Here is a 23,651-nt window from a genome sequence, read left to right as displayed (position 1 = left end):
TGTGCAGATCCTTGCGAGCTTCACCGCGTCGAACTCCTTCGGCAGGGCGTCAGGAGATCGGGGCGTGTACTCGCAGAGGGTCACCGCGTCCGGCACGATCACCGACTACGCGGCAAACCCGTCGACGTCCTACGCCTACCTGAGGCTGGCAGGAGTACCACCACGGCGCCTGGACCAATCGAAACGAGCAGATCGGCTGGGCGGCCAACGGTACGACGAAGCCCATCTCCGGCAGCTTCCTGACTCCGTATGACGTGCGCAACGTATGAGTCACGGTGTGCACGTCCGCCGGCAGTTGGTACTGCGGTGTCCCAGCCTGAGGAACGGCCTCAGCGGTCGAGGCCTCGACAGGAGCGGCCCACAGCGTCGAACGCCGTGGGCCGCTCCCGGTGTGGTGCCGGCCATCGAGGTCCAGGTGTGGCCCGAGGGCGCACGGCCCCTGATCCGGTGTGGCGGCCAACCGGCGGTTACCGACCAACTCGGCCAACCCCTCACGTGAAGGGCTCGTCACGTCATCGGGCACCGCGGCCGACGCCGGGCAGGCCGGGCTTCTCAGGCACCGACAGCGCCCCGATCCAGCCCTGGACCCGCTCGGTCACGTCGGCGGCCGTCAGGCCGATCTCGGCAAGAATCTCGGCCCGCGTGCCGTGGTCGATCCACTGCGCCGGCACACCCAGGTCACGCAACGGCACGTCCAGCTCATGGTCACGCAGCAGCTTGGCGACCGCATCGCCGACGCCGCCGTTGCGTACCCCGTCCTCGATGGTCACGACCAGCTGGTGCGCGCCCGCGAGCCCGACCATCTCGACCGGCACGGGGCGAACCCAGCGCGGATCCACCACGGTCACGCCGAAGCCCCGCTTCGCCAGTTCGGCCGCGACCTGTACCCCGAGGTGAGCGAAGGGTCCTACCGCGACCAGCAGGACGTCCCTGCGCTCACGCGTCTCGGCGAGTACGTCGATGCCGCCGACCTGGCGCAGCGCGGGCAGGGCGGCCGGCACCGACCCGGTCGGGAAGCGCACCACCGTCGGCCCGTCGTTGATCGCCACCGCCTCGCGCAGGGACATACGCAGGGTCTCGGCGTCCCGAGGAGCGGCCACCCGGAGGCCCGGCACCACGCCGAGGATGGACATGTCCCAGATGCCGTAGTGGCTCGGCCCGTCCGGCCCGGTGACACCTGCCCGGTCGAGCACGAACGTCACGGGCAGCTTGTGCAGTGCCACATCCAGCAGCACCTGGTCGAAGGCACGGTTGAGGAAGGTCGCGTAGATCGCCACCACCGGGTGCAGCCCGGCCAGCGCGAGCCCAGCGGCAGACGTGGTCGCGTGCTGCTCGGCGATGCCGACGTCGAACACCCGGTCCGGGTAGGCGGCGGCGAGTTTGTCGATGCCGGTCGACTCCGGCATCGCAGCCGTGATGCCGACGACGTCGGGCCGCTCTCCCGCGATGGCCACCAGTTCGTCGGCGAACACCTTCGTCCACTTGAGACTGGGGGCGGCCAGCTGCTTCCCCGTTTCCGGGTCGAAGGCACCGGGCGCGTGCAGCCGGTCGGCCTCGTCCTGCTCGGCCGGCGCGTAGCCGTGACCCTTGTGCGTCATCGCGTGCACGATGACCGGGCCGCCGTAACGCTTGGCCCGGGTGAGCGCCGACTCCATCGCCGCCAGATCGTGGCCGTCGACCGGTCCGACGTATTTGATCCCGAGATCCTCGAACATCGCCTGCGGCGCCACGGCATCCTTGATGCCCTTTTTCACCGCATGCAGCGCGTCAAACAACGGCTTGCCGACCAGCGGGGTCTTTTCCAGAGCGTCCTTGGTGAAATCGAGTATCTTCTCGTACCCCGGATCGAGCCGCAGGGACGCAAGGTGATCCGCGAGCCCGCCAATGGTCGGCGCGTAGGAGCGGCCGTTGTCATTGACGATGATGACCAGACGGTTGCGGGTGGCGGCGATATTGTTGAGTGCTTCCCAGCACATACCACCGGTGAGGGCACCGTCCCCCACTACCGCGACGACGTGCCGTAGCTCGCCCCGCAGGGCATAGGCCTTGCCCATGCCGTCGGCATAGGACAGGGCGGTGGAGGCATGGCAGTTCTCGACGAGGTCGTGCTCGCTCTCGGCCTGGCTCGGGTATCCCGTGAGCCCGCCGCGTCGCTTCAAGAGGTCGAACCCGTCCTGCCGCCCGGTCAGAATCTTGTGCACGTAGGCCTGGTGCCCGGTGTCGAAGATGAACCGGTCACGAGGGCTGTCAAAGATGCGGTGCATCGCGAGCGTGAGTTCGACGACACCCAGGTTGGGGCCGATGTGACCACCGGTGCGCGCCACTTTGGCGACCAGGAAATCCCGGATCTCGGCTCCGAGCACGGTCATCTGCTCGGGCGCCAGGGTCTTCAGGTCCTGGGGCCCGCGGATCGTGCTCAGCAGGGTCTGCGCGTGGTCGTTCATAGCCGGAAAGACTATCGGGCAGCTCAAGGCCGGCCAACCGACTCACTGGCAAAGTCGCTTGTCGATCATGTGGCACGGTGACGGTTCTTGCGGTGGCCGACCGGATTTCATAAATGATCCGTACCCGTTTCCGGACGGGTGGGGCGGAGTTCCGGGCACACGCTGCCCTCGGCCGTGGATGATCAGGTGCCGACCGGGCCGGCGACGTACGGCGGGCTGGCGGCGAGCCTGGTCCGCAGCCCGTCGGCGTCCGGGTGGTCCAGTTCGTCGAAGATGGCCAGGGCGGCCTGCCACGCCGACCGGGCGGCCTCGGGGGCACCGATGAACCAATACGTTTCGCCGAGGTTCGCCAGCACCTCCGCCTCGTCGTAGCGGTCGCCGAGGGCGCGGTGCAGGTCGAGGGCCCGCCGGTAGCAGCGTAGGGCCTCGTCGTGCCGGCCGAGCCGGTGCTGGGCGTACCCCAGGTTGTCCCAGGCCAGCGCGGCGCCGTGCCGATCCTCGTTCTCCTCGTGCAGGGTGAGGGCCCGGCGGGAACAGTTGAGGGCCAGTTCGTGATGGTCGAGCCGGGCGTGCAGCCAGCTCAGGTTGTTGAGGGCCTTGGCCTGACCGACCAGGTAGCCGGCCGCCCGGTAGAGGCTGAGCGCCTGCCCGGTCTGGTCGAGCGCCTCGTCGTGCCGGCCCTCCCGGGCGAGTATCCAGCTCACGCCGACGTGGGTGTGCGCCTGGCCGACCGGGTCCGCCAGCTCGCGGTAGAGGTCGAGGACCCGCTGGTAGTGGACGTGCGCGTCGGTGTTGCGGCCGAGCCACGTGCAGGCGATGGCGAGCCCCCGGTGGGCGTGCGCCCGACCGAGGCGGTTGGCGCCGCGCCGGGCGGCGTCGAGTGCCGTGCGCTGCACGGCGATCAGGTCGTGCCAGTGGCCGCGCCGGTCGAGGTAGGTGGTGAGCACGGCGGCCAGTTGCCACGCGTGGTCGTCGAATCCGGCCCGCCCGGCCCGGTCGACGACGGCCAGCAGAACGTCCTGCTCCGCCGCGAACCAGGCCATCGCGGCCGGGTGGTCGACCGGCTCTTCGCTGGTCACGTCCGGCCGCGGGGCCGCCGGCACGACGGAAACCGCCAGCCGGTACGGGTCGAGCAACCGGTCCGCCGCGTGCGTGGTGTGCAGGTAGTGGTCGAACAGGCGGTGACTGGCGACGGCACGCTCGACCTCGCTGTCGATCGTGTGGCACAACTCGGCGGCGTAACTGGCGAGCAGGTCGTGCTGCGCGTACCGGCCCGGTGCGTGTTCGGTCAGCAGGTGCGCCCCGGTGAGCCGGGCCAGGAGCGGACGTACCCGGGCCGGCGGAATCCCGGCGAGGCTGGCCAACGCCGGTTGTCCCGCGTCCGGTCCGGGGTGGAGCCCCAGGAGGCGGAACAGCCGGGCGGCATCGGGCTCCAGCGCCCGGTACGACCAGGAGAGGACCGCGCGTACGTCGGTCGCCGGGTCTCCGGTGTCGAACGCGGCCAGGTCACCGCCGCGTACGTCGCGCAGTTCGGCGGCGAGGGCGGCCAGCGGCAGGTGGGGGTGGGTCGATGCCCGTGCCGCCACGACGGCCAGTGCCAGCGGCAGCCCGGCGCACCGTCGAATGATCTCCTCCACCGCCGCGAGGTCCGCCGTGGTTCGGTCCCGCCCGATGCGCTGCCGCAGAAGCTCCCGGGACTCCGTGGCGGTGAGCAGGTCCAGGGTGAGCGGTCGCGCGCCTTCCGCGATGACCAGGCCGGTGAGCCGGTTGCGGCTGGTGACGACCACCAGGCACCCCGGTGCTCCGGGCAACAGGTCCCGGACCTGCTCGGCGTCGCGGGCGTTGTCGAGCAGGACGAGCACCCGCCGGCCGGCCATCAGGGTGCGGTAGAGGGCCGCCTGCCGGGACAGCTCGGTCGGTACCTGCTGTCGTGGTACCTGCAGCGCCTCCAGGAATCCGAGCAGCGCCTCGGCCGGTCCGACCGCCCGCCCACCCGGATCGAAGCCGCGCAGATTGACGTAGAGCTGTCCGTCCGGAAACCGGTGCGCCGTACGGTGTGCCCAGTGCACCGCCAGTGCGGTCTTGCCGACGCCGGCGGTGCCGCCGATCGCGGAGATCACGACCGCCCGGCCACCGGCGCCGTCAGCGCCATCCAGCAACGCGTCCAGTGCGCGCAGTTCGGCCTGACGGCCGGTGAAACCGGGTACGTCGGTGGGCAGTTGGGCCGGTACCGGTGCGGCGGGGATCGGCACCGCATCGGGCGGCGGCACGGAAGCCGGACGGGGACCGGGCTGCGGCTCGGGTTCGGGATCGGGCATGTCGTGGCGCAACACCCGTAGGTGCGCCGCAGCCAGTTCGGCGGCGGGCTCCACCCCCAGTTCCTCGACCAACCGGCGACGGGTTTCGGCGTACACCTCCAACGCGCGCGCCCGCTGGCCCGCACCGGCCAGCGCGAGCAGGTACCGGCTGATCAGCGACTCGCGCAGCGGGTGAGCGTCTACCACCGGACGCAGCACCTCGATCACGTCCGCGTGCCGGCCCAGCGTCAACTCGGCGGTCGCGAGCTGCTCGTACGCGGACAGCCGCTGTTCGTCCAGGCGCGCGGCGGCGGACTCGACGAACGCGCCCGCCGCGCCGGCCAGTGCCGGTCCACGCCACAACGCCAGCCCGGTCCCGAGCAACTCCGCGGCGGTCGCCGGCTGACCGGCCGCGACGGCCGTCCGGGCTTGGGCCACGGCGCCGGTGAACACGGCCAGGTCCAGTTCGTCCGGCCCGACGACGAGGCGGTAGCCGCCGGCCTGGGTGAGCAGCACGTCCGTGAGGCCGGCGCCCCGCAGCGCCGCCCGGATCCGCGACACGCATACCTGGACCTGGGTACGGGAGCTGCGGGGCGGCTCGCCCGTCCAGAGCGCGTTGATCAGTTGCTCGGGTGACACCACCCGGCCCGCGTCGAGGAGCAGCAGGGCCAGCACCGCGCGTTGCTGGGGGCGCCGGAAGTCCAGGACCTTCCCGTCGATGTCGGCCTCGACGGGGCCGAGTATGCGCCACCTCATGCTCCTCCTCACCCTGCACCAGCGATGGAGCAGTCCGATGTGGATCGTCTGGTCGGTCCGTCCGCGCCAAGCCGCCGGGTAGCAGACGCCAAGCCCGGCGAACCAGGCTTGTCGCCAGTGACCGACAGGCAGGGGTCGATCCAGGTGCGTCCCGCTGCCTGCTCAGGATTTAGGAGGTAGCAGTGCGCACATTCGTACATCGCGGTTTCGCCCGGCTCGCCGTGGCCCTGGTCGCCCTCGGTACGGTGGGCGTGGGCTGGACGGCTCCCGCTTCCGCGGACCCGGCCGGGCTGGTGCTCAGGGGCGAAACGACGCAGGAGAACAGCAGCGACAAGTCGCTCCCCGTCCGCTGCCCGGCGAACACGGTCGTCAGCGGCGGGGGCGCCTACCTCACGACGTCGCCCGACGCCGGGGGGCGCGTCGCGGTGGACCGGTTGGAGCCGCTGGCCGACGGCAGCGGGTTCGTCGCCACGATGCGCGAGGCCGGGCCGGTCGACTACACCGGCGACTGGCGCTTCACCACCAGGGCCGTCTGCGTCTCGCCGCCGGCCGGGTATCAGGTCGTCGCGGTGACCGGGGCGGTGGGAACGCAGTACGTGACCGCGAGCTGCGGAACGAAGAGCGTCATCGGGATGGGTGGCCGGGTCAACGGCGGCGCCGGGGACGTCGTGCTGGACCAGGTGGTGCCGTCCTTCGACCTGAAGTCCGTCACCGCGCGCGGCGTCGCGGTCCAGGGCGCGACCACGACCGGCTGGTCCGTCACGGCCTTCGCCGTGTGCGCCACCGCCGTGGCGGGCCTGGAGCGGCTGTGGGACCCGGCGCCGACCGACAGCGTCGCGTCCGTCACCTGCCCGGCCGGAAAGGCGCTGTACAGCGTGGGCGCGGACATCAACGCCGGCAACGGTCAGGTGCTGCTGTCCGGGGTCAACATCGGGCCGGAGGACACCGTCCGGGTCTGGGCCGACGAGGACGCCGACGGCCTGGCCGGGAACTGGACGGTCGCCGCGTACGGCATCTGCGGTAGCTGACCGGTACGCGGGCTGGTCGCTCGGCTCTGGTCCGGTCGGTCGCGTCAGCGGCCGACCGGACCATCGGTCGTGGTTGGTCCGGTCCGCCGGTCGGACCCGTTGCGTGATGATTTGTTTCGTTGGTCGGTGCGGCAGGGGTCGGGCCGGGGTTGACCCTCTCCCCGGGAGAGGGTCGAGGCTTGTTGGAGGCGTCGGTGACGGGGTTGATGCCGATCGGGGTGTTCGCGCGAGCGACCCGGTTGTCGGTACGGGTGCTGCGGAACTACGACCGGCTGGGACTGCTCGTTCCGGCGTGCGTCGATCCGGACACCGGCTACCGCCGGTACGGCGTCGACCAGTTTCCCCGTGCCGGGCTGATCCGGCGGCTGCGAGAGATGGAGGTGCCGTTGCCCGAGATCGCCGAGATCCTGGCGGCCGATGTTCCGGAGCAGGCACGCGCCGTCATCGAGCGGCACCGGGACCGGGTGGCCGCGCAGGCGGCCCGGCTGGACGAGATCGCCGGGCGGTTGGGGGCCGTGCTGGCCGAGCCGGGGCGCGTGCCGGGGTGGCTGCACGTGTACGAACGGTGGCGCGTCGCCCAGCCGACCGCCCGTACGGTGCTGCGTACGCCGCCGAGCGGGCTGGCCGAGGCGCTGGCCCCCGGGTTCGCGCGCCTGTTCGCCGGCCTCGCCGAGCAGGGAATCGACCCGGCGGGGCCGCCCGGGACCCGCTACCTCGGCGACGACCCCGAGGCGACGCAGTGGCAGGTGGAGTTGTTCGTGCCGGTGGCACGCCCGCCCCGGCCGACAGCGACGATCGCGGCCGGCGAACTGGCGGGCTGCCTGCTCGCCGCGACCGTCCACGAGGGCGGCTACGACGACGTCGACAGCGCCTACCGTTCGCTGGGCCGCTGGATCGCCGAGCACGACCGGGTGCTGGCGGGCCCGGCCGAGGAGAGCTACCTCGTCCCGCCGGCGCCCGGCGTACCCACCGCGGCGCTCCGCACGGAGGTCGCCTGGCCGGTCCGCCCGTCGTCCGGCCCAACCCGACCAGCAGAACAGGAAACCAAGTGATCATCGAGAACGTGGCGTTCCCCGCCGGTCAGCACTGCGAGACCACCACGCTCGGCGCCGTGCTGCGCCACGCGGGCCTCGACCTGTCCGAGCCGATGCTGTTCGGCCTCGGCGAGGGGCTGGGCTTCGTCTACTGGGACGCCAGGAACATGGACTTCCCGTTCCTCGGCGGCCGTGGCAAGCCGGCCTCGATCACCCGGACCGTCGCCGACCGGCTGGGCCTGACGCTGCACGTCCAGGAGACCGCCTCGCCCCGCAGGGCCTGGCAGAACGTCACCGCCGCCCTCGACGCCGGACGCCCGGTCGGCCTGCAACTGGACTCCTACCACCTGGACTACTTCACCACGAAGGTCCACTTCGGTGGACACTTCGCCGCGATGTACGGCTACGACGACACCCACGCCTACCTGATCGACACCGCGCAGCAGGGCGGCGCCGTGACGACCACACTGGCAAGCCTGGAACGGGCCCGCAACGAACGCGGACCGATGACCGCCCGCAACCTGTCCTACACCGTGACCGGCCCCACCGGCCGGCCCGACCTGGCTCGCGCCGTCCGGACCGCCGTCCGCGGCAACGCGCACACCTTCCTCGACCCGCCCATCGCCAACCTCGGCCACCGTGGCATCGCCAAGGCGGCCCGACAGGTGACGCGCTGGCTCGACCGCTCGACCGACCCGTCGCGCGACCTCCCGCTCGCCGCGAGGCTGATGGAACGCGGCGGGACCGGCGGCGCACTCTTCCGCAACATCTACCGCGACTTCCTCGCCGAATGCGCCGCCATCGTCGACGACGACAACCTCCGCCACGGCCACCAGATGTACGCGAAGATCGCCCCGCTGTGGACCGGGGTCGCCCACCACGTCACGACCGCCGGTGAAACCGGCGACCCGGACCACCTCGCCCGCGCCTCGGAAATCCTCGCCGAACTCGCCGACCGGGAACACGACGCCATGCGGGTCCTGTCCGCCGTCGGCGCCGACTGACCGCGGGTCCCCGACGGTCGCGTACGTCCGGTTACCGGCCGGCGCCGGCCGCCTGTGGGGCGAAGACGATGTTCCAAGGGCACGCCGAGTCCGGCGCTGGGACGCCTGTCGGGGCGGGTGAGGGCTCGTCCAGCGTCTCGGCGGCGATCTGCGCGAAATGCTCCGCCGCGGTGTGCGGCGCCGGTGCGGGCCACGCCGCGGAGACGACCCGGTGCAGTGGGTGATCGACGATCGGGCGCCAGACCACGCGCGGCTCGCGCCGGGTCGCTTCTTCCGGTTCGAACGCGATGCCCCTTCCGGCGAGTACGAGTCCCAGCACGAATTCGGGATTGCGTGCGTGCCGTACCCGTGCCGGCGTGAAGCCGTGCTGGCCGACGACCGACGCCACCCACGCCCACGTGCCGCGCCTGCTGACAGCGTTGGATCGGCCGGCCCTGGTCGTGCCGGTGCACTGGGACGACTTCGAGACGCCGCTGAGCAATCCTCCGTCCACCACGCCGAACGACCGTCGGCGGCTCGACGCCTTCCTCGCCGCCGTACGCGAGACGGCACCACGCACCACGATTCTACTGCCGGAGTACCTGACCCCGTACAGGCTCGGTTAGCACCAGGAACATGAGCATCGTCGCCTGTTCACTTCTGGCCGCCATCGCTTTCGCGCTCCTGCTGCGGTGGTGGGGCGGAGCACTGCTCACCGACCGATGGAGAACCCCCGGCTGGTTCATCGCGACGGCCGGACTCTGCACGGTCGCCGCCGCCGTCACGTGGTTCGTCGGCGTTTTCTCCGGTTCCTCCCTGGACCCGAAGGAATCCTGCCGCGCAACAGGCGTCACCTACGACGAGGCCTACCGCTCGCTCCAGTGGCGGGAACACCCGCGATGGTTTCCGCTGCACAACTGGTGCAACGCCGAATACGACCTGGTCCCGGCGTGGGTCAAACCGGCTCTGGTGTCGCTGGCCCTCCTGGCCACCGCTTGTCTGGGCGTGGCCGGCTGGCTCTTCGTCGAACGCCGAAGGCGCCGGCGAACAAGCTGACCGGTGCGCCCCGACTCTCTCGACGCCCTCACCGGACGCGAGCGGATCCCGGGTACCGCTCGTCGGTGACAGGTTCGAGCCAGGTCGGTGGGCTGACCGCGGCCAAGCGGCGACGCGCGGCTCCGGATCCGGTTCCACGCGGGGATCAACTCGGTGGCACCGCGCCTCCCTGCGGGTTGCCGCAGCGGATCAGGAACCCGGCAGGTCGCGCATCAGTCTCCGTACCGCCTGGACATCCGGTCGCGACGACGTGTGGCCGTCGCGTCGGGGTGCCGGTTCGCCCACGGCGCCCGCCGGGTCCATGAGCCGGCGCAGGCCGGTTCGCATCAGCGCACCGTCCATGGAGGCGATGCCGCTGAGCGTGAGCACCGATACTCCCTGGTCGAAGGCGGCCATGAGTTGGGCGACGTCGTCGACCGGAAGGACTTCGCCGGTCGGTCGACCATCGGCCGCGACCCGCCCGTAGGCGTCGATCATCACCTGAACGCGCTGCCGCAGCGCATCGATGAGCGTGTCGTCGCGGGCGGCGGTGGCGATGAACTCCAGTGTCGCCAGGCTGAACCCGCGCACCATCCGCGCCGCGTCGTCGGTCGCGGCGTCGGGTACGGGCGTTTCGGCGTCACCTTCCGCCGCCGCGAGCGGGTCCCAGCCTTCGCCGCGCAGCATCTCCAGGTTGTGGTCCATCACCGCCAGGAACAGTTCCGCCTTGCCCTCGAAGTTCGAGTAGACCGCGCCTTTGGAGAACCCGGCCTCGTTGGCTATCCCCTCCAGGCTCGCCGCGTGGTAGCCGTCGCGGGTGAACGCGTCCAGTGCCGCCAGGATGAGCGCTTCGCGGGTCTCCTGCTGGCGCTGCGCACGACTGCGCGGGGCGCGGCGCCCGGACGTCGGGGGGCGGGGATCCATGCCGCGATTCTAGTCAGTTGACCTACCATCCGAATCCAGATACCGTCGGTATTCGAATACCGACGGTATCCCGATGGAGGTTCAAGAAGCCATGAGCAGCGCAGTACTGGAGGTGGAGGGCCTCACCAGGCGGTTCGGACCAGTCGTCGCCAACGACCGCGTCGGGCTACGCGTACGCCAAGGAGAAGTGGTCGGCCTGCTGGGACACAACGGAGCCGGCAAGACCACATTGGTCTCGCAGATCGTCGGACTGCTCCGCCCCGATGCCGGATCGGTCCGGGTGGCCGGCGTGGACGCGATCGCCGACCCGGCGACCGCGCGACGCTGCGTGGCACTCCAAGCCCAGGCGCAGGCACCGCTCGACGGCCTGACACCCAGGACAGCCATCGAGATCGCCGGACGGCTCCGCGGCATGTCCCGCACCGACGCGAGAAGCTCCGCACGCGCCCTGGTCGACGAACTCGACATCGGCGAGTGGTCCGACCGCCGCGCCACACCGGACGGCGGCGGCCTGTCCGGCGGCATACGCCGACTCACCGCGTTCGCCATGGCCGCCGTCGCGAAAACGCCACTGGTCATCCTCGACGAGCCGACCAACGACGTGGACGCGGCCCGGCGTCGACATCTGTGGAAGACCGTACGCCGCCTCGGCGACGAGGGCGCCGGCGTCCTGCTCGTCACCCACAACGTCGTCGAAGCAGAACGCGTGGTGGACGACCTCGTGGTCCTCGACCGCGGCAAGGTCGTCGCCTCCGGATCACCGAACCAGCTCCGCGGGACCAACGACAACGACCTGCGACTCGAACTCTCCCTGCAGCCGGACGGCGGTGACCCCTCCGAGTCCCCCCGCGACGTACCGATCCCGATCGTCCGCCGCGTCCGCGTCGGCCGGCGCGTGCTGATGACCCTTGACGCGGCCGACGCCGAGGCCGCCGTCGCCTGGGCCACGACCCTCCGCTCGGACAAGCGCATCGACGGCTACGCGCTGGCCCCCGCCACCCTCGAGGACGCCTACCTCGCCACCACAACCGACGCCGCCGAACAGGCGACCACCGCGCAGAAGGTAACCGATGTCTGAGACGACGACCGCCCCCGCACTCGCGCCGATGCGCACCCGCACCCCGCCACGCACCGCCCCATGGACGACGTACGGGACCCTGCTGCGCTGGACGATCGCCCAGACCGGCGCGATGCTGCCTCTCGTCATCGTCGTACAGGCCTTGCTCGCCGCCGGAATCATCATCGGGTTCGGGTTCCTCATCCCCGACATCGACACCTCGTCGGCCCGCTTCCTGTCCACCGGCGCACCCACGGTCCTGCTGATGGTCGTCGGGCTCGTCATGGTCCCCCAGGGCGTGGCCCAGGCACGCACCAACGGCACGTTCGCCTACCTGCGCGCGCTACCGGTGCCGCGCCCGTTGCTGCTGCTGGCCGACCTGACGGTGTGGCTGGTGGTCGCCCTGCCGAGCGTCGCCGTCGCGGTGATCGTGGCCCAGTTGCGGTACGGCTTCAGCTACGCCTTCGACTGGCCCCTCCTGGTGGCCGCGGCCGTCCTGACCGCGGTGACCGCCACCGCGGTCGGCTACGCGATCGCGGTGACGCTGCCCCCGCTGCTCACCCAGCTCACGACCCAGGTGCTGGTGTTCTTCGTGATGCTGTTCTCGCCGGTCACCTTCCCGGCCGGCCAGCTCCCCACCTGGTTCCAGACGATCCATGACGTACTGCCGTTCCGACCGGCCGCGGACCTGCTCCGCGCCGGGCTGCTGTCGGACACCTACACCGCGAGCCGGCAGGACCTCGTCGTGCTGATCGCGTGGTGTGCGCTCGGACTCGCGGTGAGCATCCGCGCGATGGTTCGCCGCGGCTGACGACCCCGCCCCGTCCCGACCCGCCTTGGCATCCGTATACGCCTCCCGATCGTGCGGGATGCCCCCGCCGCGCGGGCGCCATCGGTACAGCCACGGGGGCGAGCGCGAGGCTGGGCACGGGTGACGTTCCAGGCGTCATCACCCGGAGATGGGCCTGGCCGGACATCGCCATCAGCCCATCGACCTGTCGTTTTGTGGTGCGCACCGTGGGTAACCGAGCAGCATGGCTAAGGGCGACAGATTCCACAAGGGCGACCACGTCTCGTGGGCCAGCCACTCCGGTCGGGCGTACGGGACCGTCAAGGACGAAATCACCGAACGTGTGAAGGTCCGGGGGCACCCGGTCAACGCGTCGCTGGAGCACCCGCAGTACCGGATCCGCAACGACGACTCCGGCAGGGATGTCGCGCACCGGCCGGAGGCGCTACGTCGTGAGCAGGAGTGACGAGGGCCGGGACACCTTGAGGAACAGCGAGGCGAGCACCCTTCGGCCGGGTACGGCAACGGCAGCTGGTCAGGGGTAGCCGCATCGTCGGTAGTGGCAGGTTCGGGCTTGGTGTCGGCGGCGTCCGCGCCATCGGGACCAGGCCCAGACCTGTGTGTCGCACTGCGGCTGCGATGTGTCGTCATGCCCTGGTCCCCGCTCGGTCCCCAGCTCTCGCCTAGCTCACCGGCGAATCCGGGCCTCTCGTGCCGCGCCGGCATCTGCTAGCTTCGGGCGACGTTGACGAGCGAGTCGGGGATCGACCAGTGTCTGATGAACGGTGGGACATCGTCCCTGAGTCGGACGTCCTTCCCCTGGCGGGCGCTGCAGCCCGGATCTACCGGACGCCGTCAGCAAGCCACGTGCTGGGCCCGGATGCGTTCATCGTCATTGTCGAACCCGGCGACCGACCCGACGGCACCGCCGTGCAGGACCGTCAGTTTCTCAACCTTGCGGGTCCGTTCCCGGATGAGGTCAACGCGTACCTCTACAACGACCTCCAAGCTACTGGGCGCCGGACGGCAGCCGCACGCAGTGCGCTACTCGGGTTCGTCCGCCTCCGGGAGGGCTGCCTGCCGTTGGGTCCGCTCACATTCAGCGGCGGTGGCTACGAACCTCGCGAGGAGAGGCTCGTCGAGTACCGGCTTGGCCTCGAACACGCGTTGCCGTTCGACGTGCTCGACCGGGTACGGCCGCTGTTGCCCGCGCCGCCCCCGCCCCGGACGACCTGGTTGGAGTTGCTGCCGGACGAACCGGTCGCCGCGACCCGCGAGTTCGTCACCGACTGGTACGCCGACGTGCCGCCGGCCGAGAGCCACACTGAGATGCCGCAGGTTCCAATTCCCCCACCACTCGCCGCGTTCTACGCCACGGCGGCCGGGCGCAAGGAGATACTCGGTCGGCAAGATCCGCTGTTCCCGCCCCACGAGCTGCGTCTGGACAAGGACGGCTGGCTTGAGTTCGGCGCCGAGAACCAAGGCGGCTTCGTTCTCGCCGTCGATCCAACTGCGACAGATCCCGCGGTGCTATATCGATACTGGACGGTCGAGCCGGATACCGACCCGTTCGACCCCCACCCCCTGAGCACATTCCTGTTGCTCTTCACATTGTATGAGGCGTCATTCGCCGCCCCGTACCATGCCTTCGCCAACCTCACCACCGAGGAGGCGCAGCTACTCACGCACGGACTGCGGCGCGTGCCGCTCCGAAACCGATGGTTCCCATCAACTGACACCGAGTTCCATGTGGGCAACGGCCTCGTCGTGCAGCTCACCCCACGCGAAAACGGCACCTGGTACACGTTCACCAGCGCTCGACATCGCGCACACCTCGAGCCGCTACGGTAGTTGTCAAGTCAAACTGAGACGGTCTGTTCCTTCTGGGTCGGCTGGTTGATCCAGGCCTGGTCGGGCAGTTTCGGTGCGCGCGGCCGGCGGTTGAACCGGTCCGGGTGGGCGGCGTGGGCCGCGTCGAGGGCGCGTTGGCGTTGCTCACGGATTTGCTCGGCGGTGCCGTAGTGCACCGACGCCGGAGTGTGCCAGCCGATCCCGGAATGCCGATGCTCGTGATTGTAGGCGGTGAAGAAGGCGTCACAGAAGGCTCTCGCGTCAGCGAGGGATCCGAACCTATCCGGGAAGTCCGGCACGTATTTCATCGTCTTGAACTGAGCTTCGGAGTACGGGTTGTCGTTCGAGGTCCGAGGCCGGGAATGCGAACGTAGGACTCCGAGGTCGACGAGCATTTCCGATACCGGCTTCGACACCATGGCGCCGCCACGGTCGGCGTGGATGGTGTGCGGCTCGATCCCGTTACGGCTGATCGCGTCGGCCAGGAAGTCACGGGCCACGATCGCGTCCTCACCGGCGGCGACGAGCCAGCCGGTGACGTAACGTGAGTAGATGTCAATAACGACGTAACATCTGTACCAGACGCCTTTGACGGCTCTTCGAAATTAAGCGGGGTTGAGGTGTCCGCGGTGTCGGCGGGTGGTGGCGGTGCGGGTCCGTAGGCGCTGGTTCTCGGGGTTGCGGAAGCCGTAGGCATCGCGGGCGACGGTCTTGATAACCCGATTGGTTCCTTCCGAGCCGGCATTGGTGATGCCGGTGGTCAGGAACGCCAGTATTTGTGGCCACCAGGTCTCGATCGTGGTGGCGAGCCGGTGGAGTTCGGGCAGGTCAGAGGCGGCGCAGCGGGCGTAGAAGCGGTACAGCAGCCGGTGGACGTGTTCCCTGTTCGGCTGGGTGCGGGCGGTCGCGAGCAGGTCGAGCAGGTCCTCTTTCGCGTTCCACGCGGCCAGGATCGGAGCACCGATCGCCGCCGGGAGGGCATCGAGGGTGTCGACGAGGCGGTCGACGTGCTTGCCGGGCATACGGGCGGCCGAGCGGGTCAGCCGGTTCCGCATCCGCCATTCCGGGTCGCTGCCGCGACCGCGGCGCCCCCGCTGGATCAGGGTCATGCGGCGGCGGACCTCGGTGACCGCCCGGTTGGCCAGCTGCACGACGTGAAAGTGATCGACGACCAGCACCGCGTGCGGCAACACCTGCCGGATCGCGGACTTGAACACGGTGCACATGTCGATCGCCACCGCCTGGACCCGCTCACGCCAAGCCGGCGGGCGAGCGGTCAGCCAGCCGGTCACCGCCGCCGTAGTGCGGCCTTCGACCTGCGCGAGTAGTCCCTGACCGCCAGACAGATCGCAGAAGCCGACGTGCCAGCGGTCCGCAGTCACGGTCCACGAACCAGCGGGAGTGTCCCAGATCCAGCGCGGCTTGCCGCGGCGAACTTCATCGATACCCAGCACCGCGACCGGCTCCGGCTCGGCCGGCAACACCCGCTTCGCGTGGGCAGTGAACGCGGCAGCCACGACCGGCCAGGAGATCCCGTGGTCCCGGGCGGCCTGCACGATCGTGCGACCCGCATCGGCGACCGCCGCCCCGGCCGCCTGCCGCAGCCGGCTGGTCAGCCGGACACGGGCCGGGACCTGTGCCACCTGCTCGGTGAACGACTTACGCGGACAGCCTGACGTCGAGCAGTACCAGCGACGTTTGCGCCAGCGCAGCCGTACCGCCCGGCCACCTACCGGCAGGTCCCGCGGCCGGGTCGTGGTCCACTGCTTCACCCGCACTGCCCGCTGCCCGCACTGCGGGCAGCATCGTGCCTGCTCACAACCGGTGGACAGGTCCACCACCGGAACACCGGTGACATCCAGCTCGACCCGCTCGACGACCAGGCCGTCCAGGCCCAGCAGCCGGGTCGTATCGTTGACCATGCTCGCAGCTCTTCACTTGTGACCATCCGAACTAGACACTCAGATGATCACCGATGAGCTGCGAGCCCCTCACGCTCGGGTCGGCTCAGCCACGAACCCCGCCCAAGTTCGAAGAGCCCCTTTGACGGGTCCTTTCAACGCGGTGATGTCCCAGGACCACACCTGACCGGGCCCGGTCGCGACCAGCTCTGGACGCACCCGGGGTGGATGAGTCGCCAGCCGGCGTCGTTCCCGGCTCTGCCCGGCCGCCCGGGCGATGCGATACATCGTGGACATCGAGCAGTGGTACCTGCCCGCATCGAGTTCCCGGGCCCAGACCTGCGGGATCGCCAGGTCGGCGTATACCGGCGAGTTCAACACCGCCAGCACCCGGTCACGTTCGGCCGTGCTGAGCGCTTGCGGCGGCGGGGTCCGCGGCAGCCACGGCCCGTGCCGCGGTCCGACCGGCTTCGCCCGCCGATAGTAGGTCGCCCGCGAGGTCCCAGTCAGCGCGCACGCCCGCTGCACCGAGATATCCGCGTCGCGCAACTCGCCGAACACGGCGGTCAGGATCTCTTCGGCGGGCTGTCGTCGTCCGCGCTCTCGGAGAGTTCTTCCAAGAGCGCGTGCGCTTTTCCCATAATATCCAACGCCATACGGGTCTTCTTCAGATCCGCCTGCAGTTTCTCGTTCTGCCGGCGCAGCTTCTCCAATTCGATCTGTTCCGCGGACTTCTTCACTCGCGCCCCGGCCACAGTCGTGGCGGCGTCCGTTTTCTCGGCGCCTCCGTTGCCGAGTTGCCCGGCGTCGCGGGCTCGCGTCCATTCAATGATGTGCGATGAGTACAAGCCCTCCCGGCGCAGGATCGCGCCTTTCTCCCCGTTCGCGGCGCTCTCGTACTCGGCGACCATCGCGAGCTTGTACTCCGGGCTGAAAACCCGCCGCGACGGCTTCGGCGCCGGATCAGCCCCGCCACCGGACGCCGACTCCTTGCCAGATGAAGTGGACACGTACACAAGGATCTCCGATCCCCGCCCTCAGGTCAGCACCCCACTCACACGGGGTGTCTCACACCATCTTGACCAAGTGGGGGTCGCCCCCTATAGCTCGCAATCATTCACAGGCGGTCAAACTCTCATCACTGCACAAGCCGGCCGATTCTAATGCGACGCAGCACGCCGCGTCAGATAAACTAGCAGCAGAATGGGTAGGTCCTCCGCATCGAGGTGAGCTACCCCAATGGAGAGCAAAGCATCGTTGATCATCCAGTCGGAGCCTGTTATCAATTCCTCAACCTCTGAGACATCACCAACGAACTCTGGAACCGCGTGTCGACCAAGCAAACCAAGGAGCTCCTCCCTGACACCTTCCACTTCGCCAACTTGGGGAGCGTACGAGCTATTGACTGCATTCACATATGTCGAATCATTCCAATCGGGTTTAATTTCTCTCAATACAAACTCAATCGATGGATCGTGGCGCCCGAGTATTGAAGCCTGAAGATTACACTTAGACCACTTCCGCGAAAATGGGAGCGATACCGCCCCTGCAACCTGCCAGCCCTGAACTTCGAACAGGGACGCCACAGCTTACGCAGGGCTCAGTGGTCGCCACGGAGCGGTGACCTGTCGGGGATCATTCTCCGACGAAGACGGTCCCCAAGCGCAGCCGGTCACCTGCGCCAAGGAGCCGCGGCACAACCGGCGGCCACGGTGCGCTGACACCACCGACCCGGGGAACGTCAAGGTGTCCGGTGCCAGGGGGTCGCTTCAGTACCTCGGCTCATCGCAGTCGGGCCCAGTCAGTGCCCCCGTCGATTGAGGTCGGCGTCTGCGGTCGGAGGTTGGCGTCGGGTGTCCGTGGTGAGCGGCACGGTCAAGTGAGTACCGCCGGACAGTGTGTGCGACTGTTGGTCGATGACTACCGTCACTGGGGGTGCTGCGCTGGGGAGCGCGTGTACGGATATGTGGTCTTGGCTGCAGTGGAAGCGGAGCCAGTGACCGCGGTAGCGCAGGTCGAAGTCGAGGTGGGTGAGGGTTTGCGGGAGTCGTGGGTGGAGGCGGAGGGCGTCGCCGCGGGTTTCGAGGCCGGTGTAGCACCGCTGGAGGATGTCTACCGTACCGGCCATGGCGCCGAGATGGATGCCTTGGCGGGTGGTGCCGGACTGGGTGTCGGACAGGTCGGCGTCGAGCGCTTCGCGTAGTAGGTGCCATGAGGCGTGTCGGTTGGTGCGGGCGAGGAGCCAGGAGTGTACGACGCGGCTCAGCGTCGATCCGTGGGTGGTTCGGGCGAGGTAGTGGTGCACGGTCTGGGGAATGGTTGCCGGGTCGAAGGGGTAGCCGAGCCGGTGTAGGACGGCGGTGATCTCTTCGGCGCTGAGCAGGTAGAACAGCATGAGCACGTCGGCCTGTTTGGACACCTGGTACCGGTTGGCGGTGTCGTCCTCGGCTTCGAGAATGAGGTCGATGCGGCCTATGTCGCCGTAGCGGGCGCGGTAGGCGTCGTGATCGAGTTCCTCGAGGGCAGCGTAGCCGTCGAACTGGCTGAGTAGCCCGTTGGGTAGGAACGGGACGTGTAGTCGTCGGCTGATGTGGTCCCACCGGTCGAGTTCGTTGTCGGTGACCCCCAGCCGTTCCCAGAGTTCGTCGGTGTGGTGCCCGCCGAGGGTCTCGCACACGTCACGTGTCCTGGTGAGTGTCCAGGCGGTCATGATGTTGACGTAGGCGTTGTCGTTCAGTCCGGTGCCGGGGTGGTCGGGATAGCCGTCGTGGAACTCGTCAGGTCCCATTACCCCGCGGATGTGGTAGCGGTCGCGCACCGGGTCGTGTTCGACGAGGGAGGCCCAGAAGCGGGTGATGTCGATCAGGAGTTCGGCGCCGTAGGCGGTGAGGAAGTCGACGTCTGCGGTGACCTGGTAGTACTGCCAGATGTTGTAGCCGATGGCGAGGTTGACGTGGTATTGGCGTTGTGAGTTGTCGGCCATCCATCGCCGTGAGAGTGGGTTGTGGAACCTTTCGGGCGTTTCTTCGCGGCCGTCGCTGCCGCTTTGCCAGGGGAAGAGGGCGCCGGAGGCTCCTATGCTTCGCGCGAGTCGGCGCGCCTGTGGTAGGCGTCGGTACCGGTACAGCAGCAGGGCCCGGGTCAGTTCGGGAGTGCGGAGGTTGAGTAGTGGGAAGACGAACAGTTCGTCCCAGAAGATGTGGCCGCGGTAGCCCTCGCCGTGTAGGCCGCGGGCGGGGACACCTGTGTCGAGGTCTGCGGTGTGTCGTGACAGGGTCTGTGCGACGTGGAAGAGGTGCGCGTTGACGGCTCGGCGTTCGTCGGTCATTTCGCGGCCGTCTATGGACAGGTGGAAGCGTCGCCAGATGTGTTCCCAGGCGAGGGTGTGGGCATCGCGCAGAGCCGCGAGCGCGGGGGCGTCTGCGATCTCGGCGCGAGCGGCGTCGAGCGGTTCGGATATGGCGCGGTCATCGGAGGTGTAGATGGCGACGGTCTTGTCGATTGTGACCGGGGTGCCGGCCTGCGCCGCCAGTCGGAAGATGTGGCCCACACGCCCGCCCCCGCCCACCGGGAGTCGGTCGGCGACAACCGGGCCGCTGTCGTGGTGAAGTGTTGTACGCGCGGCGACGGCGATGCGGATGCCGGACTGGTTCGTCTGGGTGGTGAGCCAGTGGGTGTCGCTGTGGTGACCGGTGACGGGCGGGACGAGGTGCTGCCTGTTCAGTGGGCCGTGCGCGGCGACGTTGCCGTTCGTGACGCGTCCGTCGATCAGACTGCGGACGTGGATGGCTCCCGACCAGTCCTGCGGGGTGATGGTCGTACGCTGGCAGGCCAGGTGCGGACGGTCCATCGAGATCAGTCGTTCCTGGGTGATGTGGGTACGACGTTGCCGCGGGTCCAGCACCACGAGTTCCCGCTGATACAGCCCCTGTCGAAGATTGATCATGACGTGGTGATGGACCATGTCGTATGCCCCAGGGGCGAACCAGGGCCCGTCCTCCGGCCGAAATGTCATGGGCAACCAGTTCGGCAGGTTGACGATGCTCTCGTCGGCACGGCGGTGTCCGTCGACGAGTGAAACGAGGCGGTTGTAAACCCCGGCCACGTATGTGGCGGGATAGTGTATGCCGTCGGCGGTGGCCTCGGCGGCGGCGCCCCGGGTCATCAGGTAGCCGTTGCCCAGGGTCAACAGCGCCTCGCGGGTTCCCTCCTCGGTGGGGTCGAAGCCCACGTAGCCGAGCAGCCACTCGTCGTCGGAGGGTACGGCGCACAGCCGGCACTCTTGTACCCATTCCGTCTGGTCGGGGCCGCGCGATTTCACAGGAGCCGCTTACGGAGTCGCTTGTCGACGGCGACCACGGCCGAGGCCGCGACGCCCATGGCCAGGATGCGTAGCCACACGTCGACGCCGACGGGGGCGGTGCCGAAGACGATGTTCATGGCGGGTACGTAGGTGATGGCGAGCTGGCCGAGGGCCTGCACGGACACGCCGACCAGGATCCACCGGTTGGAGAAGAAGCCGATGCGCCAGGCGGATCGGGTGATCGATCGACAGCTGAACAGGTAGAACGCCTCGACGACGACGAACAGGTTCAGGGCGGCTGTCCGTGCCTCGGCGGTGCTGGCGCCGGCCGCCAGTTCCCACTGGAACAGCCACCAGGTGCCGCCGACGAGCAGGGCGGCCACCAGCAGGATCCGCACCGCGAGGGCGGCTGTGAGCAGTGGCCGGGCCGGAGGGCGGGGTGGCCGCCGCATGATGTCGGCCTCTTTGGGTTCGAAGGCGAGCATGAGGCCGAGCAGGACCGCGGTGGTCATGTTGATCCACAGGATCTGGGTGGGCAGGAGAGGCAATGTGGTACCGAGCAGGATGGCCACCAGTACGACCAGTCCTTCGGCGAGGTTGGTCGGCAGGGTCCAGACGATGAACTTGGTGAGGTTGTCGAAGACGCCGCGGCCCTCCTCGACGGCCGCTTCGATGGTGGCGAAGTTGTCGTCGGTGAGCACCATGTCGGCCGCCTCCTTGGCGACCTCGGTTCCGCCGCGGGCCATCGCGACACCGATGTCGGCCTGTCGCAGGGCCGGCGCGTCGTTGACGCCGTCTCCGGTCACGGCCACCACGTGGCCGCGATCCTGTAGCGTCTGGACCAGCCGAAGCTTCTGCTCGGGTGAGACCCGGGCGAACACCGGTGCCCGCTCGACGGCCTCCGCGAACCGGTCGGCGGGCAACGCGTCCAGGTCCGCGCCGGACAGCACCTGCCCGTCGCGGTCGTCGCCGATGACGGCGAGTTGCCTGGCGATGGCCCGGGCCGTCGCGGCATGGTCGCCGGTGATCATCTTGACGGCGATGCCCGCGGTGCGGCACGCGCGTACCGCGGGAGCGGCGGCAGAACGTGGCGGATCGAGCATCGCCTGCAAGCCGGTCAGCACCAGGCCGCCGTCCAGTGCCTGCTCGCCGAACTCCTCCGACTTCCCATCGGGGCGCATAGCGGTGGCCAGGACCCGCAGCCCTCTGTCGGCCAGGTTCGTGGCAGCACTCAGGACCACGTTGTTGTCGAGCGGTCGGACAGCCCCATCAGCGCACATCTCGGCACGGCACATGGAGACGACCCGCTCGACGCCGCCCTTGACCAACACCACGGTGCCGCCGCTGTCACGCTGCTGATGAAGTGTGGCCATGTACTGGCGTTCTGAGCTGAAGGGGATCGTGGCAACACGGGGATACGCCGCCTCAACCTCTTCGCGGCCGAGGCCTCCCTTGCCGGCGACGGCCAGCATCGCTGCCTCGGTGGGATCGCCGACCAGAAGCCACTCGTTTCGTTGCTGGCGGAGTCGGGCATCGTTGCATCCGACCCCCGCGAGTAGGCACCACCGCAACGTATGGCTCGTCGCCTCAGTCACGACGGCGCCGTGACGGTCGCTGAGTTTCCCCTCCGCGCCGTAACCGGAACCGGTGACGGTGTATTCGCCATCGACCGTCCATACCACCCGCACTGTCATCTGATTCTCGGTCAACGTACCGGTCTTGTCCGAGCAGACGACCGTCGTGCTTCCCAACGTCTCGATCGCGGGTAACCGGCGGATCACCGCCCGCCGTCGCGCCATCCGCCGCACCCCGATGGCCAAGGTGATCGAGACCGCCGCCGGTAGCCCTTCCGGGATCGCCCCCACCGCGAGGGCAACCGCCGCCGTCAAGGTCTCGACCGGCTCCTGACCGCGTAGCAACCCGACAGCGAAAGTCATCGCCGCGAGGGCGAGGATGACCACCGTCAGCACCTTGCTGAACCGGGCAAGCTTCCGGGTCAACGGCGTCGCCAGCGTCTCGGCGGCCCCGACCAGCCGATGAATCTGTCCAAGCTCGGTTTCGGCGCCTGTCGCCACCGTGATGCCGGCTCCGCTGCCAGCCGTTGTCAGCGTTCCCGAATACGCCATGTTGCGTCGGTCCGCCACGGGTACCGCCGCCGGCAACGCCACCTGATCCTTGGCGACGGGGACGGACTCACCCGTCAGCGCCGACTCGTCCACCCGCAACCCGGCCACCCGGACCAGCCGTACGTCGGCCGAAACCTTGTCACCAGCTTCGAGCAGGATCAGATCACCGGGCACGACTTCCGCCGAGGGCACGAACCGCTCCCGACCGTCGCGCCTCACCCTCGCCCGGGTACGCACCATCGACCGAAGGCTCTCCAGCGCAACCTCGGCCCTCGATTCCTGCACAAAACCAATTGCCGCGTTGACAAGCACCACAGCGAAGATCACCACGGAATCGACGTACTCGCCCAAGATCGCGGTGACCACGCTGGCGGCGATCAACACGTAGATCAACGGATGATGAAACTGGCGCAGGACCCGCCGCAGGAAACCGGCCCGGGCAGCGGCCGGCAAGACATTCAGGCCGAACCGTTTGAGTCTACGGCCGGCCTCCGCGCCGCTCAGCCCACGATCCGGATCCGTCTCCAACAGGAGCACAACCTCATGAGCGGACAACTCATGATGCGGACTGCCCGACGATTCGCGCGACTCGACCGATCCCATCCTCAAACCACACCGGGGACCGATCGAACAACCCGGCACCCATCAGCCGGCGCCACCCTCGCCAGTCCCGGACACGGTATGCGAGCAGTCCTCCGGCCGGTGTCCGGGCTCCGCCTCCGGCCATTGAGAAATCGATGCTCAATGCGCATCATGAACCGGGAGCGGTACTTATCCGCACCGGAAGGTGTGCCGACCAACGAGGCTTGCTGGCGCCACCGAAGCGCACCCCCGGACCCGCAAAAGATCGGTACGTAGCCGGCGACGATCGGGCAGGAACAAACCTGATCACCCGTTTCTCCTCTCGGTCACCGCACCCGACGAAACCGTGGTCTACCAAACGCCGTCAACCGAGGAAATCGAACGGCCGGCACGGAAAGCTGTCGCTCTTGGCGAGGTTGGACATCACCAACCGGCAGCCGCACAACTGGCAACTGCCCACCCGTCCAGGGGCTGCTCCGCGTCATCGCGCCGGGTCGCCCTCGGCGAGTTCACTAGCTGACAACACACTACCCGCATATC

Annotated in this window: 18 protein-coding genes and 1 pseudogene; 9 read left to right on the top strand and 10 right to left on the bottom strand. The window is 69.0% G+C overall.

The genetic code is table 11. The features are described from left to right. Positions 1-512 precede the first annotated feature (512 nt). The gene (dxs, locus tag QCD66_RS12500) at positions 513-2,444 is read right to left on the bottom strand and encodes a 1-deoxy-D-xylulose-5-phosphate synthase (protein WP_375733474.1); all 1,932 of its coding nucleotides are present in this window, start codon (positions 2,442-2,444) and stop codon (positions 513-515) included. Positions 2,445-2,626: 182 nt separating this feature from the next. After that, positions 2,627-5,497 (bottom strand): BTAD domain-containing putative transcriptional regulator, encoded by a 2,871-nt coding sequence (locus QCD66_RS12495; protein WP_375733475.1) that lies wholly within the window; start codon positions 5,495-5,497, stop codon positions 2,627-2,629. A 182-nt stretch (positions 5,498-5,679) separates the two neighbouring features. Here QCD66_RS12495 and QCD66_RS12490 point away from each other — a divergent pair, with 182 nt between their 5' ends. The 3 genes from QCD66_RS12490 to QCD66_RS12480 all read left to right on the top strand — a co-directional run bounded on the left by QCD66_RS12490 (position 5,680) and on the right by QCD66_RS12480 (position 8,563). Then, complete coding sequence (locus QCD66_RS12490) at positions 5,680-6,525, top strand: hypothetical protein (protein ID WP_375733476.1); 846 nt, start codon at positions 5,680-5,682, stop codon at positions 6,523-6,525. 194 nt (positions 6,526-6,719) lie between these two features. Next, complete coding sequence (locus tag QCD66_RS12485) at positions 6,720-7,577, top strand: MerR family transcriptional regulator (protein WP_375733477.1); 858 nt, start codon at positions 6,720-6,722, stop codon at positions 7,575-7,577. Then, positions 7,574-8,563 (top strand): BtrH N-terminal domain-containing protein, encoded by a 990-nt coding sequence (locus QCD66_RS12480; RefSeq protein WP_375733478.1) that lies wholly within the window; start codon positions 7,574-7,576, stop codon positions 8,561-8,563. Before QCD66_RS12485 ends, QCD66_RS12480 begins: the two co-directional genes overlap by 4 nt. A gap of 31 nt (positions 8,564-8,594) precedes the next feature. Here QCD66_RS12480 and QCD66_RS12475 read toward each other — a convergent pair whose 3' ends face one another. Next, complete coding sequence (locus QCD66_RS12475; protein WP_375733479.1) at positions 8,595-8,951, bottom strand: LysR substrate-binding domain-containing protein; 357 nt, start codon at positions 8,949-8,951, stop codon at positions 8,595-8,597. 10 nt (positions 8,952-8,961) lie between these two features. Here QCD66_RS12475 and QCD66_RS12470 point away from each other — a divergent pair, with 10 nt between their 5' ends. Together QCD66_RS12470 and QCD66_RS12465 are read left to right on the top strand one after the other, a co-directional pair. Beyond that, a complete protein-coding gene (locus QCD66_RS12470; protein ID WP_375733480.1) occupies positions 8,962-9,168 on the top strand; it encodes a hypothetical protein in 207 nt (68 codons plus the stop codon). A 10-nt stretch (positions 9,169-9,178) separates the two neighbouring features. Beyond that, on the top strand, positions 9,179-9,598 hold the full coding sequence (locus QCD66_RS12465) for a hypothetical protein (protein ID WP_375733481.1): 420 nt from the start codon (positions 9,179-9,181) through the stop codon (positions 9,596-9,598). A 189-nt stretch (positions 9,599-9,787) separates the two neighbouring features. Here the strand turns inward: QCD66_RS12465 and QCD66_RS12460 are convergent, their stop codons facing one another. Then, positions 9,788-10,501 carry a TetR/AcrR family transcriptional regulator gene (locus QCD66_RS12460; protein ID WP_375733482.1) on the bottom strand — a complete coding sequence of 238 codons (714 nt, stop codon included), beginning with the start codon at positions 10,499-10,501 and terminating at the stop codon, positions 9,788-9,790. A gap of 91 nt (positions 10,502-10,592) precedes the next feature. Between QCD66_RS12460 and QCD66_RS12455 the strand changes: the two genes are divergently transcribed. The 4 genes from QCD66_RS12455 to QCD66_RS12440 all read left to right on the top strand — a co-directional run bounded on the left by QCD66_RS12455 (position 10,593) and on the right by QCD66_RS12440 (position 14,199). Next, on the top strand, positions 10,593-11,579 hold the full coding sequence (locus QCD66_RS12455) for an ABC transporter ATP-binding protein (RefSeq protein ID WP_375733483.1): 987 nt from the start codon (positions 10,593-10,595) through the stop codon (positions 11,577-11,579). Next, positions 11,572-12,369, top strand: a complete 798-nt coding sequence (locus QCD66_RS12450; RefSeq protein ID WP_375733484.1) for an ABC transporter permease — start codon at positions 11,572-11,574, stop codon at positions 12,367-12,369. The genes QCD66_RS12455 and QCD66_RS12450 overlap by 8 nt, the downstream gene beginning before the upstream one ends. A gap of 223 nt (positions 12,370-12,592) precedes the next feature. Then, positions 12,593-12,814, top strand: a complete 222-nt coding sequence (locus QCD66_RS12445) for a DUF2945 domain-containing protein (protein ID WP_375733485.1) — start codon at positions 12,593-12,595, stop codon at positions 12,812-12,814. A 305-nt stretch (positions 12,815-13,119) separates the two neighbouring features. Further along, the gene (locus QCD66_RS12440) at positions 13,120-14,199 is read left to right on the top strand and encodes a hypothetical protein (RefSeq protein ID WP_375733486.1); all 1,080 of its coding nucleotides are present in this window, start codon (positions 13,120-13,122) and stop codon (positions 14,197-14,199) included. Between the two features lie 8 nt (positions 14,200-14,207). On the opposite strand, the pseudogene QCD66_RS12435 reads toward QCD66_RS12440, so the two are convergent. The 6 genes and pseudogenes from QCD66_RS12435 to QCD66_RS12410 form a co-directional block, all read right to left on the bottom strand. Further along, a pseudogene (locus tag QCD66_RS12435) lies at positions 14,208-14,777 on the bottom strand (transposase); the annotation flags it as partial. 27 nt (positions 14,778-14,804) lie between these two features. Beyond that, complete coding sequence (locus tag QCD66_RS12430) at positions 14,805-16,121, bottom strand: ISL3 family transposase (protein ID WP_407566963.1); 1,317 nt, start codon at positions 16,119-16,121, stop codon at positions 14,805-14,807. 69 nt (positions 16,122-16,190) lie between these two features. After that, positions 16,191-16,661 carry a hypothetical protein gene (locus QCD66_RS12425; RefSeq protein WP_407567133.1) on the bottom strand — a complete coding sequence of 157 codons (471 nt, stop codon included), beginning with the start codon at positions 16,659-16,661 and terminating at the stop codon, positions 16,191-16,193. 5 nt (positions 16,662-16,666) lie between these two features. Further along, on the bottom strand, positions 16,667-17,110 hold the full coding sequence (locus QCD66_RS12420) for a hypothetical protein (protein WP_407566786.1): 444 nt from the start codon (positions 17,108-17,110) through the stop codon (positions 16,667-16,669). Between the two features lie 791 nt (positions 17,111-17,901). Further along, complete coding sequence (locus tag QCD66_RS12415) at positions 17,902-20,421, bottom strand: glycoside hydrolase family 65 protein (RefSeq protein WP_375736978.1); 2,520 nt, start codon at positions 20,419-20,421, stop codon at positions 17,902-17,904. Beyond that, on the bottom strand, positions 20,418-23,132 hold the full coding sequence (locus tag QCD66_RS12410) for an HAD-IC family P-type ATPase (protein WP_375736977.1): 2,715 nt from the start codon (positions 23,130-23,132) through the stop codon (positions 20,418-20,420). Before QCD66_RS12410 ends, QCD66_RS12415 begins: the two co-directional genes overlap by 4 nt. Between the last annotated feature and the right edge of the window lie 519 nt (positions 23,133-23,651).

Origin of the sequence: Polymorphospora sp. A560 (assembly GCF_045781765.1) — a bacterium.
Lineage (GTDB): Bacteria > Actinomycetota > Actinomycetes > Mycobacteriales > Micromonosporaceae > Polymorphospora > Polymorphospora lycopeni.
The sequence above is the reverse complement of the archived record's forward strand: the minus strand, read 5'-3'. Positions and strand labels throughout refer to the sequence as shown.